We start from the raw sequence: 17,504 nt of genomic DNA on the forward strand, positions 1-17,504 counted from the left end.
GTTAGCTATTAGTGTTTGGTTTTATGCGCATGATCCACATATCGTCATCATACGAAGCGTTTAGTTTGGTGTAATAAGAGGTCAAAGCATTGTTCCAGGTTTCGTGCTTTTTTAAGTACACGTACCTGTTTTTGTCGGCGGGACTTACGAAGTAGCTCGCGTGCAATCCTTTGGAATTAAGTTCTTTAACAAAGGCTTTGGCACTGGCCGAATTGTCAAAAACATTGGCAATAATGTAATAGCCCTCTGGCAATCCGTCGCCGGATTGTGTTTGGAGCACTACATGCTTGTTGCCTTTTGCTAGGGTATTGTTTGCTACGTTTTTGGAAAGCACATTGTTGTTGTACTTGGACTTTGCGGCCAAAGTTCCGTCGTAGCCCGCAATGGGCGAACCGCCATTGTTCACGTTCATCACCCAAGCGTCACCTTGGTAGGTGCCGTTCATCTTGGTACGATAGGCTTCCAGAGCTTCAGTCTTGTTGTTAAAGTCTCCGATGTACACGTAGTTGAGACCATTCTTTGGGTTTTGGAAGTAATCGGCTTCAATACCTTGGGCACGAAGTTTTTCAATAAATGCGTTGAGGTTGTTGGTATCCCTGAACACATTGGCAATCAAATAGTGGCCGCTTTCCACATTGGGAACAGCATGGGATTTGAACCCTGTTGTCTTCTTGCTTTTTACCGACCTATAGGTGTTGTCCTTTTTTGAGGAGGTATTGGAAGCATAGGCAGCGCTGGTATTCGCTTTTGTTTCGTTGATTTTGATTACCTTTTTGGTGGACGTGCTGTTGGATAGCCCATGGTTGGCCAAAGGCTGTGTTTTGCGGGTAACAATATCCGCGCTGTCCATATCGGCAAAGTAGACCTCTTTAGCCCTTTGTTCCAATGCAGGGTTTTGCCCACGTGTTTCCCGCTGAACCATTTTCATTACGGTTTCGAAGCGTCGTTCAAGGTCTTTTTTTCGAGTAGTTTCAATCGAATCCTGGCGCATCAGCAATTCGTCCAAAATGGCATCGTTTTCAGCCAATTTGTCCTGCAGGCGGGCGATTTCCAAATCTTTATCAGTAATGCTCAAGCTATCTTGTGGTACATCTTCCTCATTGGAAACCAGTTCTTCGCCTTCTTTTTCCAACATAACCCTATCCTCGGTGAGGTTGGGCGTAAAGGAGTATGCCAAGGAGATTTCATGGGTTACCCCAAAGTTTTCAAATTGGTTGGACAAGCCTTTTTCCACGGTATATCCCAAGGAAATATTTTTTGTTAGGTTAAACCCAAGTCCGGCGGAAGCACCATAAAAGTCATCGTAACCAGCCTGTACCCAGCCCAGTTTGGGAAGGTCTAGGATAAGGTTTCCTCCTAGGGTAAGGTTTTCTTCGCCAACTTTACGGACCCTTGCCAAGGGCATCAAACGGGCCTTTTCCATGATTCCCGTTCCATTTTCAAACTGATGGGTATATTGCAAGTGACCAGAATAGGTCTTTTCATTGAAATCAGTGACAGACTCACTGGTTTTTAGGTTGTAGTCGAACAAGTTTTCTGCAAAACCTCCAATATCAAACTTACCAATAGAGAAGTTGAACCCAGGCTGAAAGCTCACCAAAGAACTGCTTTCCAAGGTGTTCAATAGCGGGTCAACCTCAACAGAATTTACCCTATCTTGATTAAAGGCACTTTGATAATAGCTTACGTTGGCACCAAAGGTGAAGGTGCTTTTTGGGCTCAAGCGAACGCCATAGGCGTAGTTGGCGTGAACACCGAAGTTATTGAAGAGGCCTTCTCGGTTAGTGAACAAACTAAGACCAACACCACTTCTATCGCTCACCCTACCACTATAGCTCAAGAAGTACACTTGGTTATTGTCATCAAAAGATACCGACTGGTTTCTATGAAATAGGTTTATGTACGATTTGTCTTCCCTTACCGTAGAAAAGGTAGGGTTGAGCAAGAACCTATTGAACTTCAAAAGGTTCTGTGATGGTACGTTATAGGGTACATAGGCTTCTTCCTCTTGTCCGCGGATTCCGGAAAGGGCAAGTAGCAAGAAGGCAAGTAAGAGTAGAGGTTTTTTGGTCTGCATTGCTGCTTATTTAATAACAGTGATGGTTCCTTGTTTCAGGCTTTTGCCACCACGGGTAATCTTGTAATAGAAAATCATGTTTTGTTTGTTGAAAGTTGTGGTGGACTGCGGCCAATTGTTTTCGTAGCCGGCTTGGCTAAACACTTGCTCCCCTCTTTCATTGAAGATGGTCACAAGTACGTTCGGATCTCTGGAATAGGTGTTGGGCAATACCCATAAATCGTTAATACCGTCGCCATTGGTGGTAATAACATTTGGTATATTGAACATATCCCTGTAGGTAACAGTAATGACTTTGCTCACGGTACAGGTTCCGAAATAGGCCACGAGTAGGTATTCCCCTTCCTCGGTAAAGTCGTAAAAACTTCCTGAGGAAATAAGGTTGTTCCCTGCATCGTACCACTCATAGGAATCTGCACCGCTAGCGGTAAGGGTTTGGGTTTCTCCCTCAATAATGATGAGGTCTTTGGGTTTATCAAGTACCAAAAGCGAATCGTCAAAAGCGCTAATGGTGATTTCGTTGGATACTAATGGACATTCGTTGGAAGTGATAACAAGTTGATAGACACCTGTTTCGCTCACCGTGAAAGCGTCGGATGAGGAATCAACAACAGCTCCGTCCTTTTTCCATTGGAAGGTTACATCGGTCAAATCTTTGGAAGTTTCCAGAACGATGGCCTCTTCTCCTTCACAAAGTACATTGCCGTTGGCTGTAATCTGTAAGGTTTCATTGGAAGACAATGTCACGGCCAAGCTGTTGGACAGGGCCTCAAAGGCATCAACGGAACCCAATAGGGTATATTCGCCGTTGTCTTCCTGATTGGATAGGGTAATGGTCTTTGATGTTTCCCCTGAAATGTTGGCTCCATTCAGTTTCCATTGATAATCAAATGAATTTTGTAGGTCTGCGGTCACATCCGTTTTGGCACCACTATCGCTTACTGCATTGATAGCGGTCAAGGTCAGCGTAGCATCAACACTTTCACAAGAAGTGTAATTGCCCACATAATCGACCACAAACTCAAAAGAGTCTGGAGATACTACCGTGGTGGTTGCAGAGGCAATGGGCTCGGGCGTACAAGGACCGCCATTTTCCGTGACTGCTACGTAATATTCGCCAACTTCGCTTATTACAAGGCTATTGCTGGTGGCGTCTGGAATGGCAGCACCATTTCTATACCATTGATAGCTGGCACTTGTGGCCGAGGTTGAGACGGATAAGTTTTTCGTCTGTGAAGGAAGCAAGACTATATTTTCGTTGTTGTTCAATGTAATGTCGAACGAACCGGTTCTGGAGATAGTGACAGGGGCCGATCTTTCGGTACAGACTCCTGTTCCAGAGATTTCAACCTCATAGGAACCCTCAAAGCCTGTTATGCTTGAGTTTACGTTAAATGTGTTGGCATCAACAGTAGGACCGTTTACGACGACTCCATCTTTGTACCAAGTATATTTTAGTCCCATACCGGAAATACTGGCCTCCAATACCTGGGATTCTCCAGGGCAAATGGCAATGCTGCTTGGGCCGTTGATGGCCAAGCCTGCACTGGTGCCAGTGGATATTTCAATGGTGTTGGATAGGGTGTTGGCAGACCCGGAACAATCCCCATAATCGAGTTCCACGTAGTACATGCCCGGTTCAGAAACGGTGATGCTTTCTGATTTTGTGGGCAATAATGTACCACTGCGGTACCAGTTATAGATATAGGTAGAGGCATTTGGAATGTTGTGCGGCTTTAGTGTGACCGCTCCACCACCACAAATTTGAATCAACCCCCCAGAAGGAATGGATCCGCTTCCGTTTTCACTGATCAGCAAGGGCGCATTGTAATCGATAAAATACATGGAAAAGGCATCAGAAGCAGGACTGGTCTTGGCCGGACTCGTGCTTCGAACCCGCATTTTATAGCTGCTACCACGCATTTCCGAAGGAAGTGCAAATTGAAACTCAAAGTCAAAAGTTGTGTTTTTATCACTGACTCGGGCCAGTTCTGTTGGATCGGAGAAAAAGCCGTTGGCATCCGATAGCTCTAGAACAAATTCGTTGTTGCTGTTCACCAAGGGCGGATCCCAGGTAAAGTTCACAAAATATTCGTTAAAGCCTGCGGAAGCACAGACAGCGGTCCAAGCGGAATTTCCAGCAAGGTTGGGGTTGTCGGCCGGTACGGGCTTGTGTAGAATCTGGGCTTGCGAAGTAAGGGTACCAAGTAGCACAAAAGCCAAGGCCAGAACAAGAACGCTATAGGTTGAATTACTTTTTCTCATCACCGTTAGTATTTAAGAGGTTATGGGCCATATAGCCCTGTTAGTTTGTGCCCCTTAATTGTAATAATCGTAATTCCTTCGGAGAGACGGTGTTCAGGCGTCTCCTTTTCATATAGTATTCCAATAACAAATATGTCGCTATTTTCGACGAACGGAAAGATAATGTTGTAGCCCATAGGAAATCTGTTGTGAAATGGCCTACTTTGTATACACGGAAGCAGGAAAAATAGCTATCAACATGGGATTTTACTACATTTGCGCATCAAATTACTGGTATGTCAGAAGAAGCTAGATCGCTCAACTTTATAGAACACATTATTGAGGAAGACCTTAAGAAGGATTATTCCAAAAATGACCTTAGGTTTCGTTTTCCACCTGAACCAAACGGCTATTTGCACATTGGTCACGCCAGCTCCATTTGTCTCAATTTTGGACTTGGACTACGGTATAATGCCCCGGTGAACCTTCGTTTCGACGATACCAACCCGGCCAAAGAGGAAAAGGAGTATGTGGAGGCCATCAAGGAAGATGTGCGCTGGCTCGGCTTTGAGTGGGCTTCGGAATGCTATGCATCGGATTATTTCCAACAATTGTACGATTGGGCGGTTGAGCTCATCAAAAATGGAAAAGCCTATGTGGACAGCCAATCTTCAGAAGAAATAGCGAGCCAAAAAGGGACTCCAACGGAACCAGGGAAGGAAAGCCCTTACCGGAATCGTTCCGTGGAAGAAAACTTACGCCTTTTTGACGGTATGAAAAATGGGGAGTTTAAGGATGGAGGCCATGTGCTTAGGGCCAAGATCAACATGGCTTCCTCGAACATGCTTATGCGTGATCCTGTCATGTATCGAATTTTGCACAAAGCACACCACCGCACAAATACCGATTGGTGTATTTACCCTATGTACGATTGGACTCATGGGGAAAGCGATTATATTGAACAGGTGTCCCACTCCCTTTGTACATTGGAGTTTTTACCGCACCGGGAGCTGTACGATTGGTTTTTGGACCAAGTGGTATCTTCGGATAAATTACGCCCGAAACAGCGAGAATTCGCTCGAAGAAACCTAAGTCACACCGTGGTTAGCAAGCGAAAGCTGCTACAGTTGGTTCAAAATGGAATTGTGACTGGGTGGGATGATCCCCGCATGCCCACCATTTCAGGGTTGCGAAGAAGGGGGTTTACGCCCGAATCCATCAGAAATTTTGCCGATACCATCGGAATTGCAAAGCGTGACAATGTGGTCGATGTGTCCTTGTTGGATTTTCACGTAAGGGAACATTTGAACAAAATTGCGCCGAGGGTGATGGCGGTACTGAATCCTTTAAAATTGGTCATTACCAATTACGAAGAAGGAAAAGAAGAATGGTTGGAAGCAGAGAACAATCCAGAAGATCCTTCAGCAGGAAGCCGAAAAGTACCTTTTTCACGAGAATTGTACATAGAGCAAGAGGACTTTCGAGAAGAGGCCAACCGTAAATTCTTTAGACTGAAACTTGGAGGAGAGGTCCGTTTAAAGAATGGATACATTATAAAGGCTGAAAGCTGCACCAAAGATTCAGAAGGAAACATTACCGAAGTACAGTGTACGTATGACCCCAAAAGCAAAAGTGGTTCAGGTACCGAGGAAAGTTTACGAAAGGTGAAAGGAACTTTACATTGGGTTTCCATTGCGCATGCCATTACTGCCGAAGTACGATTGTACGATAGATTGTTCACGGATGCCACACCTGATAGTCATAAAGACAAAGATTTTTTGGATTTCATAAATCCGGATTCGTTGCAAAAGGTAACCGGTTATTTGGAACCGAGTTTAAAAGACGCCAAGATTGGCGATCAAATGCAGTTCCAACGTCTCGGTTATTTTAATGTCGACAAAGATGCTACGTCCGACCAATTGGTGTTCAATAGAACTACGACCTTACGCGACACTTGGGCCAAATTGGAGCAAAAGGAGTAACATAATATTTTCTTATTAAACTTTGCCCCGCCATTGAATTGCCTTATTGAAAACGGCTTTTTTTGGCGGGTTTCTTTTGACTAATTTTTAAAGGCCGACTACAGGCATGGAAGTGAGCAAAAGATGGCTTGTAGCGCCTTATTTGCAATATTTCATCAAAATTTAGCTAAAGCGTTAACGTTTCCACCGTTTGAATTGATCCGTGCACTCGTGCACCATTACTTTTGGATAAATCCGATTCAGTAATCATTTAAATAGGTTACGATTCGGTATCACTGAAGTTTAATCAAAAATCAAAAAAATTATGTCAAATAACACAGGAAACGTATTAACCGCATTATTAACTGGAGCTGTTGTTGGAGCTGGAATTGGAATTTTGTATGCTCCGGATAAAGGAAAGAAAACCAGAAAGAAAATCAAAAAGAGTGCTGTAAAGGCCAAAGATGATATCACCCAGAGTCTAAGCAATGCCAAAGAAGAATTCACTAGAACGGCGGATGCCAAAAAAGTGGAATTCGAAGAAAAGCTGGAGGATACATTATCTACCATGAGCTATAAGGCAGATGATATTTTGGTTGCCTTGGAAAAGAAGCTCGAAGATTTGAGAAGTAAGAACGCCCAATTGCAGAAGTAATCCATGGCATTTGAAGAAATTAAAGAACAGATTGGCGATGTGGAGGATGGGGTAAAGTCCTATGTGAAGAATAGTTTGGACTTTTACCGCCTCCAAAGCTTTAAGTCCATGATGAAGGGAATCACCATGGCCACCAAAGTCTTGGTTATTGGCGGTGTGGTTTCCATGGCCCTTTTGTTCCTTTCCATAAGTTTGGCCTTCTGGTTTGCGATGTTGTTAAACAACACGGCCCAAGGATTTTTATTGGTTGGCGGTATTTATGTACTGATTGGTCTAATATTATGGTCTGTTCGCAAAAGGTTTGAAAAGCCATTATTGAAGAGTTTTTCTAAATTTTATTTTGACGAGATATGATACAAGGAACATATACATCATTTGACGAAATCGATCGGGACTTGAAAATTCTCAAATTGCAACGACAAATTGAGGAAGAAAAAGTGAAGCTTGCCGTTCAGAATACGAAGAACGAGCTCTATCCGACCAATATTTTGGGAGGATTGGCCCCCTTGCTTCAAAAAGTTGCTATATCCTTGGTCGCCAAAAAGATATTGAAGAAATTAGATTGAGGTCGCAAAGCATTGATTAAAAGAAAAAGGCTCCGTCTTCGGAGCCTTTTTGTATGGGGAACAGGTTTACGAATCGTTATCCGTACCTTTTTCGTTTTTCTTGCGCTTCATAGCTTCTCCAATTTGGTTACTTGCAGTAAAGGAGGCCACCATATTGTTTAGCATGTCGCTTCCGGCCTGCGGAGAGTTTGGCAACAAAATCAAGTTAGTATCGGTTTCTTCACCAATGGCTTGCAGGGTATCGTAGTGTTGGGTAACCACAATGAGGGCAGAGGCTTCTTGGGAATTGATGCCCACCTTGTTTAACACTTCTACGGATTCTTCGAGACCGCGGGCAATTTCCCTTCGCTGGTCGGCAATACCTTGACCTTGCAAACGCTTGCTTTCCGCCTCGGCCTTTGCTTTTTCCACAATCAGGATGCGCTGCGCGTCACCTTCAAATTGTGCCGCGATTTTTTCACGTTCTGAGGCGTTGATGCGGTTCATGGCGGCTTTAACCTGCGCGTCCGGGTCGATATCCGTCACTAGAGTCTTGATGATGTCAAAGCCATAGTCCAGCATCGCATCTTGCAGCTCTGCCTTTACTGCGATTGCGATGTCATCTTTTTTAACGAAGACATCGTCCAGTTTCATTTTAGGAACCTCGGCACGGACCACATCAAATACGTACGAAGTGATTTGATCGTGTGGATATTCGAGTTTGTAAAAGGCATCATAGACCTTGTCTTTTATGACAACGTACTGCACAGAAACTTTTAGCTTTACGAATACATCGTCTTTGGTTTTGGTCTCTACGATAACATCCAACTGTTGAATTTTCAGGCTCAATCGGCCTGCAATACGGTCCACAATCGGGATTTTCATTTGAAGCCCGGAGTTTCGGATGCTATGGAATTTTCCAAAGCGTTCCACAGCCACAGCGGTTTGTTGCTTCACAATAAAAAAGAACTTAAAAAGGATAATCAGCGCTATAAACGCAATCGGTATTAGATAATAGTTGCCCATAGTGTTTAGAATTTATGTTAGAAATGGAAATTACGAAACTTGACTACATTATTAGTAGTCAATTTTCAAATAATGTTACATTTCCAATAATCCTATAAGTGGGCGATGGCGGTCTGTATGCGGGAGATACTTTCTGCTTTGCCAATAAGCGTCATGATATCGAACAAATGCGGTCCTTTCATGTCACCAACGATTACCAAACGTAAAGGAGGCATCACTTTTCCGAAGGAAAGTTCCTGTTCGGAAATCCATGCTTTCACCTGTTGTTCGATATTTGTTGATGAAAAGTCGTTCAATTTTTCTAGTAGGGAAACTAGCTGTTCCATGATTTCAGGGGTATCTTCCTTCCATTGTTTTTTTACCGCTTTTTCGTTGTAGGAGTCGGGAGCTTGAAAGAAATAATCGGAAAGTTCCCAAAAATCGGTAACGAAGGAAGCTCTCTCCTTAATCGATGATACCACTTTCACAACATAATCCATTTCTGCAGTAATACCTTTTTGGGCAAGTTCCTTTGTGTATAGTTCTGCCAACTCGGCATCACTTTTTTTCTGTAGCCATTGTTGATTATACCAATTGTTTTTTTCGGGGTCAAAACGGGCTCCAGATTTATTGACCCGCTCCAAGGTAAAGCTTCCTACCAGCTCATCCAAGGTGAATATTTCTTGTTCTGTGCCGGGGTTCCAACCCAATAACGCCAAGAAATTAACAACCGCCTCGGGGAAAAAGCCGGCTTCACGGTAGCCTTCGGATTGGTTCCACGTGAGCGGAAATATGGGGAATCCCCCTTTTTCGCCATCTCTTTTGCTCAATTTTCCTTTCCCCACGGGCTTCATGATCAATGGAAGGTGTGCAAATTGTGGGGCATCCCAACCAAATGCGTCATATAGAAGTTGATGCAAAGCCAAGGAAGGCAGCCACTCTTCACCACGAATCACATGGGTAATTTGCATCAGATGGTCGTCCACAATGTTTGCCAAGTGATAGGTGGGCATACCATCGCTTTTAAACAATACCTTATCATCCAACACATTGGTATCGATGTGAATTTCTCCACGGATGATGTCTTTTAGAACAAGATTTTCATTTTCAGGGGACTTAAAACGGATGACATAGTCTTCGCCTGAATCTATTTTGGCCCGCACCTCTTCATTGGAAAGAGAGAGGGAATTGGTCAGTTTTAATCTGTTGTGCCAATTGTATATAAATGTTTTACCCTTGGCCTCATGGTCTTTTCGATGTTGGTCGAGGGCCTCTGCCGTATCAAAGGCATAGTAAGCCTTTCCTTTTTCTACCAATTCTTGTGCATAAGCTTGATACAATTGTTTACGCTCACTCTGACGGTATGGTCCAAAGTCTCCTTCTTTTCCCGGTCCTTCGTCAAAAGGAATCCCGCTCCAGTTAAGGGCCTCAATGATATATGCCTCGGCCCCTTCCACAAATCGGTTTTGATCGGTATCCTCTATTCGCAAAACGAAGTCACCATCATGTTTTTTGGCAAACAAATAGTTGAAAAGCGCCGTGCGCAATCCGCCAATGTGCAATGGACCGGTAGGACTGGGTGCAAATCGGACTCGTACTTTTTGACTCATAATCGACCTTGATTAGGCTGCAAAGATACATGGATGCGGTTGAACAGAAAAGGGTGCGTGCATCGGTTTAAACCAAGGTTTAACAAATTTTTTCTTTTCAATTGGTAAGGATCGGGTAATTTGGTAATAATTACTATTGATTTTGAGCACCTACGATACCATTCTGGAGAAACTGGAACGCTTTATCAACCGCTTTTATGTGAAGCAATTGGTAAAGGGAACATTCCTGTTTTTGACTTTAGGCACTATTTTTTGGATTGTCATTACCTATTTTGAATATGTACTTTGGATGAACGAGTCGTGGCGATTGACCATGTTTATCTTGTTTGTGGTTGTAGAATTGTTTCTGCTGTACAGGTATATCCTTATTCCGTTGCTTTTTCTTTTCAAGGTTCGTAAGGGGATCGACCACAAGTTTGCCTCTCGAATGATTGGGAAGCATTTCCCCAACGTTGATGATAGACTTCTTAATTTGTTGGAGCTTTCGGAAAATCCAAAAAAGTCTGATTTGCTCATGGCTAGCATAGAGCAGAGGGCAACGGATTTAAAAAACGTGTCCTTTGTGGATGCAGTGAATGTTCGGGAGAGTCTAAAATATTCGAGGTACGTCCTGATTCCATTGGGTATTTTAGCTGTTATTTGGGTAACCGGGGATGTGGTCTCGTTCTTCAATTCCCACAAAAGGGTTCTAAATTACGATATGGCTTATGAACGGCCTGCTCCTTTTGTGTTCGAGGTGCTGAACACCGATTTGGAGGTATTGGACAACGAAGCTTTGACCATTGAAGTGAGAACTATTGGAGAGGTTCGCCCGAGCGATGTTCAGATGGTTGTAGACAACGAACTTTTAGTGATGCAAGGGCGTAATGGGGTTTATGTGTATACGTTTCAACCACCTGTTGGCAACTTTAGTTTTTATTTAACGGCCAATGGATGGGATTCCAAAAGGTATCAAGTAAGCACATTTGAAACACCTACTTTGGTTGATTTTTCCTTGCAATTGGATTATCCTTCTTATTTGAAAAGAAGTTCTGAGGTACTATCTGGGACAGGTAATGCCGAGGTTCCGGAGGGTACGCGGATTACATGGAAAATTTCCGGGAGCAATGTTGAGGAGATTGATATGATTACCAAGGACACCTTACAATCCTTTCAACGGGAGGGTTCTGTGTTTAGTTATCAAATGCGACTATTTGATGAAGTAGAGTATGAGTTAACCACATCCAATAAAAAGGTACGTGACTTTGAAAGGCTTGCGTATCTCCTAGGTGTGATTAGTGATCAAAAGGCGACTGTGCAGGTGAACCAAATCATGGACTCACTCAATCCGAATGAGTCTTATTTTGCCGGACAAGCGGCCGATGATTATGGTTTAAGGGAGATTAGGGCCGTGGTTTATCCATCCGACGATAAACAAAGTGTGCAACGTCTTGTTTTGGATTCGCCAAAAGGCAATGTCACTCAGTTCTATTATACGTTCCCGTCCGGTTTAGCGATTGAAGCGGGTAAAAGCTATAAGATTTACTTTGAAGTGGTTGATAATGATGGTATTAGGGGCGGAAAGGTAACCCAAAGCGAGGTATTTGACGCTGTTCTTTATGATGATAATCAACTGAATAACAAGGAGTTGGAGTTTCAGAATACGACATTGAACAAACTTGGGGAATCCTTGAAGTACATGCAAGAACAGGAAGAGAAGCTTTCCGAAATCAATCAGCTGCAGAAGGAAGAGAAGGCCTTGAATTTTGAGGAGAAAAGTCAGATTAAAAATTTCCTGCAACAACAGCAAATGCAAGAGCAGTTAATGGAAAAGTTTAGCCAGGATTTAAATAAGAGCATTGACAAGAATGAGGAAGATTCCGAAATGAAGCGGATGATACAAGAGCGGTTGGAGCGACAAGAAGCAGAGGCTCGCAAAAATGCCAAACTGTTGGAAGAGTTGGAAAAGATTGCGGAGAAAATTGATAAGGAGGAGCTACAACAACGCCTTGAAGAGTTGGGTAAGAATCAAGGTAAAAATACACGCAACCTAGAGCAGATTTTAGAGTTGACGAAGCGTTACTACGTTACGGAAAAGGCATCACAAATAGCTAAGGAGCTGAAAGAATTGGCGCGAAAGCAAGAGACCTTATCAGAGTTAAAGTTGGGAGAGGATTTTAGTGACAAAGAGCAAAAAAAGCTTAATGAGGAATTTGAAAGTTTGGAAAATGAGATTCGGGATTTGGAGAAAGATAACCAAGAGTTAAAGAAACCCATCGAACTTGATACGGATGAAACGAAGACCGGAACCATAAAACAAGACCAGCAAGATGCTCTTGAGGAAATAAATAAGCATCAGGGAATGGAAGAGTCTTCACAATCCAAGGAAAAGGAGGATGCTGGCAATAATGCCACCAAAAAGCAAAAGTCTGCAGCGCAGAAGATGCGTGAAATGAGCGAATCATTAAAGTCAGGTGCTTCAGGGGGCGGACAGTCGGATGCTGAAGATGCTGAAATGCTCCGGCAGATATTGGACAATTTGGTCACATTTTCTTTCAAGCAGGAAAACCTTTTTGATAATATCCAAAGTGCTGATGTCGATATTTCCCAGTTTTCAAAAACCGTCAAAGGCCAGCAGGATCTTCGTAGATTGTTTGAGCATGTAGATGATAGTTTATTTGCCCTCTCACTTCGTAGGGCCGAATTGTCTGAGTTTGTGAATGAGCAAATCACAGAGGTGTATTATAACATAGATAAGTCTTTGGAAAGTATTGCCGATAATCAGATTTATCAAGGTGCCTCGTATCAACAATATGTGATCAATGCTACAAACGCTTTGGCAGATTTCTTGGCAAATGTTTTGGATAATATGCAGCAGAACATGAGTCCGGGCCAAGGCAGCGGAGAAGGGCAGGATTTTCAGTTACCGGACATCATCAAAGGCCAACAAGGGATACAGGAGAAAATGAATGGATCAGGAAAGCAGGGTCAGCAATCAGATGGTGAGGGCGAGCAAGACGGAAAGAATGAAGGTGGCAACAAGCAGGGCGAAGAAGGAAATACGGGTGAAGGTAAGAATGGCCAAAAAGGGCAAAGTGGAAAGACGGGAGAACAAAATGGCACATCTGAATCAAACGGGAATGGTTTAGGAGAAATGGACCTAAATGAAGTATATGAAATTTACAAAGAGCAACAGTTTTTAAGACAGAATTTAGAAAGGCAACTGGAGAACATGATTAACGAATCTGATAGGAATTTGGCAAAGAAACTGATGCAACAGATGGAAGACTTTGAAAATGACCTTTTGGAGAATGGGATTACAAATAGGACGCGGAGTAAAGCAAACAACATTCAGCACCAGTTGATGAAATTGGAAAATGCGTCACTAGAACAGGGTCAAAAAAAGGAACGGGAAAGCAAGAGTAATTTAAAACAATACTCCAATCCGATTACCACGAAACCGGAGTTGCTGGAAAGGTATCAGAACGATGTTGAAATATTAAATAGACAAGCCTTACCTTTGCGCAAAAATTACGAGCGCAAAGTAAAGGTATATTTCGACAATGATAGAGTTCCATTTCAAAAGTGATTTTTTGATAAGCAACACATCCGACTACTCCGATTGGGTAAATAGGATAGTGCATTCCGAAGGTTACATTTTAGGCCAGGTAGATTATATTTTCTGCACGGATGAATACTTGTTGGAACTTAACATGCAATATTTAAATCACGATACGCTTACCGATATTATCACCTTCGATTATACGGATGGCAACTGGATAGCTGCCGACATCTTTATTTCTACAGAGCGGGTCAAAGAAAACGCTGATGTATTCGGGGTGGATTTCGAAACGGAACTTAAACGGGTGATGAGTCACGGAATTTTACATCTTGCTGGATACGGCGACAAAAACGACGCTGAAAAGGAAGTGATGCGAAACAAAGAAGAAGAAAAGATTAAAATGTTCCACGTGGAACCATAGTTATGTTTGAAAAGGAATATGATGTTATTGTTGTAGGTGGGGGTCATGCAGGGGCAGAGGCAACAGCGGCTGCCGCAAACATGGGCTCTCGCACCTTATTAGTGACCATGAACCTGCAAACCATTGGCCAGATGTCGTGCAACCCGGCTATGGGAGGTATTGCAAAAGGACAAATTGTCCGTGAGATAGATGCTCTTGGCGGGTATAGCGGCATTATTACCGACAAGTCTGCCATACAATTTAAAATGCTGAATAAATCCAAGGGGCCTGCCATGTGGAGCCCGCGAGCGCAGAACGATAGAATGCGTTTTGCCGAGGAGTGGCGCATGGCTTTGGAGAATACCCCAAATGCCGATTTTTATCAGGAGATGGTGAATGGATTATTGATTGAGGGGGATAAGGTCGTAGGAGTTAGAACAAGCCTTGGTTTGGAAATTAGAGCCAAAGCCGTTGTACTTACTAATGGGACATTCCTAAATGGCTTGATCCATATTGGAGAAAAGCAGCTAGGTGGTGGAAGGGCTGGTGAAAAAGCGGCCACAGGAATTACTGAACAATTGGTTGAGCTGGGTTTCGATAGTGGGCGCATGAAAACCGGAACACCACCAAGAGTTGATGGAAGGTCTTTGGATTATTCCAAGATGATTCCACAACCAGGCGATGATCAACCTGAGAAATTTTCTTATTTGGATACCCCCATTTTGCAAACGCAGCGCGATTGCCATATGACGCATACGAGTAAATTGGTTCACGATTTGCTTAAGGAGGGTTTCGAAAGATCACCAATGTTCAATGGCAGAATTAAGAGTATAGGGCCGCGATATTGCCCATCCATTGAGGACAAGATCAATCGTTTTGCAGATAAGGATTCGCACCAAATATTTGTCGAACCAGAGGGTTGGAATACGGTGGAAGTTTACGTCAATGGATTCTCCACTTCCCTTCCTGAAGATGTTCAATATCGTGCTTTGAAGTCGGTAAAGGGATTTGAGCGCGTTAAGTTTTTTAGGCCAGGATATGCAATTGAATACGATTATTTTCCGCCGACGCAGTTAAAGCATACGCTGGAAACAAAATTGGTACAGAACCTATATTTTGCTGGACAGATTAATGGGACCACGGGATATGAGGAAGCAGCTTCCCAAGGTTTGATAGCCGGAATAAATGCCCACTTAAAAATCAATGAGAAGGAGCCATTTATACTCAAACGAGATGAGGCTTATATAGGTGTGTTAGTAGACGATTTGATTACCAAGGGCACTGAAGAGCCATATCGTATGTTTACATCAAGGGCAGAATATCGGACCTTGCTTCGACAGGATAATGCCGATCTGAGACTTACCCCCAAAGGCTATGAAATTGGTTTGGCCAAAGAGGAACGTTTGCGAAGGATGGAGGAGAAGATGAACAAGTCTGACAATTTTATTGACTTCTTTAAAAAGACAAGCTTCACCACGGAGGAAATAAACCCCATTTTGGAGTCCTTAAATTCGGCACAAGTAAAGCAATCCGATAAGTTGTTCAAGGTGTTTTCTAGACCAAAGGTTACCATGAAGCATATGCTCGAATTGGAGTCGGTTTCAGAATTTGTGAAGGAGCACCAATTGGATGCAGAGGTATTGGAGCAAGCCGAAATACAAGTGAAATATTCGGGGTATATCGAGAAGGAAAAAACAAATGCCGATAAGTTACAGCGGTTGGAGAATGTCCGTATCCCGGACAATTTTGATTACTCTAAGTTGAAATCACTATCCTATGAAGCGAGGGAGAAGCTGCAGTCCATTCAGCCCGTTACCATCTCACAAGCCTCGAGGATAAGCGGTGTTTCTCCCGCAGATATTAGTGTGTTGTTGGTGTATTTGGGGAGATAGTCGCCTGAACCGTTCCACGTGGAACATGAAATTTTGGGTTCTGATTCATCTAGAACGGCTCGATTTTTGATTCGCTATATCAAACACTAAGCCAGATGAAACGAATACTCTTAATCCTTATGTGTGGGTTGTTGTGCCAGTCTTGTATCCCTTTGCGCATTGCTCCAAACATTAAAGATTATAAAACTGCAAAAGGGAAACGCTTCAAAAAGGGCCTTCCCAAAAAGAATGTTTTCGTTTTTGAAGACCCTAAAGAGGCTGACGAGTTTTACCACTACGTCAACACAAAGTTTCAATTGAATGATTACTATGTAGACGTTCAGGTTCCTTTTTTGATTGAGGATACAACCTATTATTTTTCCTTTTACGAAGTAGAGATTCCAACAAAGACTATCAACCTTATTCCCTTGGCTTTGGATGTTGCCTTGAACAAGGCTACCGATATGGAACCCGTTTTTGATGATATCCATACCTCTAGAACAGGTAATTGGTATATTGCAATAGAAGTCTTTACTGATACAGAAAAGGACTGTTTGTCTGAAGAGTCGGTTTCGCAGCAAAAGGTTTTGTCCTATCTTCGGAACCTGAAAAAAGAATATTTGGCTACCGATAACTACAATGAACTTGTTTTTAAGAACTAAGGATTATGCTGTTTCTGGAGAGCAGTTTGAATTGCACCGGGATGAAAGTTTGGATATGCTCATAACCCAGCCCCAACCAGAAAAACTATCAAAGTACTACGATAGTGAGGATTATATTTCCCATACAGATGCCAAAACATCGTTTACAGAACGGCTATATCACTGGATTAAAGCTGTGAACCTTAAAAACAAGCTTCAAACTGTTGAAAATCAGATAGATAAACCTATAAACTTGTTGGATGTAGGTGCTGGAACGGGAGATTTTCTCATAACTGCTCAAGATGCTGGCTTTAAAGTCACCGGAGTTGAGCCAAATGATAAAGCAAGGGGCTTGGCAAAGGAAAAGGGCATGGAACTATGGCCTACCTTGGATAAACTTGCTGTCCAGAAGTTTCAGGCCATTACCTTATGGCACGTTTTGGAGCACTTGCCGAATTTACAGGAGCAGGTTTCCAACTTGGTTGAACTTTTAGAAGATGATGGAGTTTTGGTGATTGCCGTTCCCAATTTTAAATCTTGGGATGCCCAACACTATAAATCCTTCTGGGCTGCGTATGATGTTCCCAGACACCTTTGGCATTTTTCAAAAACAGCGATTTCTAAACTTTTTGCCCCCCATGGTCTGCAAGTAGTCCAGACCAAACCGATGTGGTTCGATGCATTTTATGTCTCTCTGCTTTCCGAAAAATACAAAGGAAACAGATTCTACTTCATCAAAGCTTTTTTCATCGGATTATGGTCCAACCTTAAAGCCGTTTTTACCAAGGAGCCCTCGTCCTTGATTTATATTCTCAAAAAGGGGAAATAAGTTGTTTTAAGGCTCTCTGGGTTGCGAACTCCGCCTTTTAAAGGGAATCGTATTGGCACAAAAAGATGCCGCGAGAAAAGCGGATTTTATGCCGTCTTAAAAATAATCAGAATCAATTGCCTCAG

At 42.9% G+C, this 17,504-nt stretch carries 13 protein-coding genes; 9 read left to right on the forward strand and 4 right to left on the reverse strand.

Annotated elements, in window-relative coordinates; translation table 11 throughout:
• Nucleotide 1: 1 nt before the first annotated feature.
• Both GGE08_RS01960 and GGE08_RS01965 read right to left on the reverse strand, forming a co-directional pair.
• The gene (locus GGE08_RS01960) at nt 2–2,077 is read right to left on the reverse strand and encodes a PorP/SprF family type IX secretion system membrane protein (RefSeq protein WP_179383226.1); all 2,076 of its coding nucleotides are present in this window, start codon (nt 2,075–2,077) and stop codon (nt 2–4) included.
• A 6-nt stretch (nt 2,078–2,083) separates the two neighbouring features.
• Nucleotides 2,084–4,342, reverse strand: coding sequence for a gliding motility-associated C-terminal domain-containing protein (locus tag GGE08_RS01965; protein ID WP_179383227.1), 2,259 nt, complete (start codon nt 4,340–4,342; stop codon nt 2,084–2,086).
• 275 nt (nt 4,343–4,617) lie between these two features.
• Between GGE08_RS01965 and GGE08_RS01970 the strand changes: the two genes are divergently transcribed.
• The 4 genes from GGE08_RS01970 (at nt 4,618) to GGE08_RS01985 (ending at nt 7,503) form a co-directional block, all read left to right on the forward strand.
• On the forward strand, nt 4,618–6,303 hold the full coding sequence (locus GGE08_RS01970) for a glutamine--tRNA ligase/YqeY domain fusion protein (RefSeq protein WP_179383228.1): 1,686 nt from the start codon (nt 4,618–4,620) through the stop codon (nt 6,301–6,303).
• Between the two features lie 304 nt (nt 6,304–6,607).
• Nucleotides 6,608–6,937 carry a YtxH domain-containing protein gene (locus tag GGE08_RS01975; protein WP_179383229.1) on the forward strand — a complete coding sequence of 110 codons (330 nt, stop codon included), beginning with the start codon at nt 6,608–6,610 and terminating at the stop codon, nt 6,935–6,937.
• 3 nt (nt 6,938–6,940) lie between these two features.
• Entirely contained in the window at nt 6,941–7,291 is a 351-nt protein-coding gene (locus GGE08_RS01980; protein WP_179383230.1) for a phage holin family protein, read from the forward strand.
• Nucleotides 7,288–7,503 carry a DUF6327 family protein gene (locus tag GGE08_RS01985; RefSeq protein ID WP_179383231.1) on the forward strand — a complete coding sequence of 72 codons (216 nt, stop codon included), beginning with the start codon at nt 7,288–7,290 and terminating at the stop codon, nt 7,501–7,503. Before GGE08_RS01980 ends, GGE08_RS01985 begins: the two co-directional genes overlap by 4 nt.
• A gap of 66 nt (nt 7,504–7,569) precedes the next feature.
• Here GGE08_RS01985 and GGE08_RS01990 read toward each other — a convergent pair whose 3' ends face one another.
• The gene (locus GGE08_RS01990; RefSeq protein WP_179383232.1) at nt 7,570–8,508 is read right to left on the reverse strand and encodes an SPFH domain-containing protein; all 939 of its coding nucleotides are present in this window, start codon (nt 8,506–8,508) and stop codon (nt 7,570–7,572) included.
• Between the two features lie 92 nt (nt 8,509–8,600).
• Nucleotides 8,601–10,097: a glutamate--tRNA ligase gene (gene gltX / locus GGE08_RS01995; protein WP_179383233.1), complete on the reverse strand. Its 1,497-nt coding sequence runs from the start codon at nt 10,095–10,097 to the stop codon at nt 8,601–8,603.
• A gap of 142 nt (nt 10,098–10,239) precedes the next feature.
• Here gltX and GGE08_RS02000 point away from each other — a divergent pair, with 142 nt between their 5' ends.
• The 5 genes from GGE08_RS02000 (at nt 10,240) to GGE08_RS02020 (ending at nt 17,379) form a co-directional block, all read left to right on the forward strand.
• Nucleotides 10,240–13,665: a DUF4175 family protein gene (locus tag GGE08_RS02000; protein WP_179383234.1), complete on the forward strand. Its 3,426-nt coding sequence runs from the start codon at nt 10,240–10,242 to the stop codon at nt 13,663–13,665.
• A complete protein-coding gene (ybeY, locus tag GGE08_RS02005; RefSeq protein ID WP_179383235.1) occupies nt 13,640–14,059 on the forward strand; it encodes an rRNA maturation RNase YbeY in 420 nt (139 codons plus the stop codon). Before GGE08_RS02000 ends, ybeY begins: the two co-directional genes overlap by 26 nt.
• Before the next feature lie 2 nt (nt 14,060–14,061).
• Entirely contained in the window at nt 14,062–15,930 is a 1,869-nt protein-coding gene (gene mnmG, locus GGE08_RS02010) for a tRNA uridine-5-carboxymethylaminomethyl(34) synthesis enzyme MnmG (protein WP_179383236.1), read from the forward strand.
• A gap of 95 nt (nt 15,931–16,025) precedes the next feature.
• Nucleotides 16,026–16,571 (forward strand): hypothetical protein, encoded by a 546-nt coding sequence (locus GGE08_RS02015; protein WP_179383237.1) that lies wholly within the window; start codon nt 16,026–16,028, stop codon nt 16,569–16,571.
• A complete protein-coding gene (locus GGE08_RS02020) occupies nt 16,549–17,379 on the forward strand; it encodes a bifunctional 2-polyprenyl-6-hydroxyphenol methylase/3-demethylubiquinol 3-O-methyltransferase UbiG (RefSeq protein ID WP_179383238.1) in 831 nt (276 codons plus the stop codon). Before GGE08_RS02015 ends, GGE08_RS02020 begins: the two co-directional genes overlap by 23 nt.
• Nucleotides 17,380–17,504 lie beyond the last annotated feature (125 nt).

This window comes from Allomuricauda sp. ARW1Y1 (assembly GCF_013407935.1).
In the GTDB taxonomy this organism is placed as follows: domain Bacteria; phylum Bacteroidota; class Bacteroidia; order Flavobacteriales; family Flavobacteriaceae; genus Flagellimonas.

What these genes read in the sequence shown, in the direction of transcription:
- GGE08_RS01960 (WP_179383226.1), bottom strand. Translation starts at nt 2,077, where the DNA reads ATGCAGACCAAAAAACCTCTACTCTTACTTGCCTTCTTGCTACTTGCC.
- GGE08_RS01965 (WP_179383227.1), bottom strand. Translation starts at nt 4,342, where the DNA reads ATGAGAAAAAGTAATTCAACCTATAGCGTTCTTGTTCTGGCCTTGGCT.
- GGE08_RS01970 (WP_179383228.1), top strand. Translation starts at nt 4,618, where the DNA reads ATGTCAGAAGAAGCTAGATCGCTCAACTTTATAGAACACATTATTGAG.
- GGE08_RS01975 (WP_179383229.1), top strand. Translation starts at nt 6,608, where the DNA reads ATGTCAAATAACACAGGAAACGTATTAACCGCATTATTAACTGGAGCT.
- GGE08_RS01980 (WP_179383230.1), top strand. Translation starts at nt 6,941, where the DNA reads ATGGCATTTGAAGAAATTAAAGAACAGATTGGCGATGTGGAGGATGGG.
- GGE08_RS01985 (WP_179383231.1), top strand. Translation starts at nt 7,288, where the DNA reads ATGATACAAGGAACATATACATCATTTGACGAAATCGATCGGGACTTG.
- GGE08_RS01990 (WP_179383232.1), bottom strand. Translation starts at nt 8,508, where the DNA reads ATGGGCAACTATTATCTAATACCGATTGCGTTTATAGCGCTGATTATC.
- gltX (WP_179383233.1), bottom strand. Translation starts at nt 10,097, where the DNA reads ATGAGTCAAAAAGTACGAGTCCGATTTGCACCCAGTCCTACCGGTCCA.
- ybeY (WP_179383235.1), top strand. Translation starts at nt 13,640, where the DNA reads ATGATAGAGTTCCATTTCAAAAGTGATTTTTTGATAAGCAACACATCC.
- mnmG (WP_179383236.1), top strand. Translation starts at nt 14,062, where the DNA reads ATGTTTGAAAAGGAATATGATGTTATTGTTGTAGGTGGGGGTCATGCA.
- GGE08_RS02015 (WP_179383237.1), top strand. Translation starts at nt 16,026, where the DNA reads ATGAAACGAATACTCTTAATCCTTATGTGTGGGTTGTTGTGCCAGTCT.
- GGE08_RS02020 (WP_179383238.1), top strand. Translation starts at nt 16,549, where the DNA reads ATGAACTTGTTTTTAAGAACTAAGGATTATGCTGTTTCTGGAGAGCAG.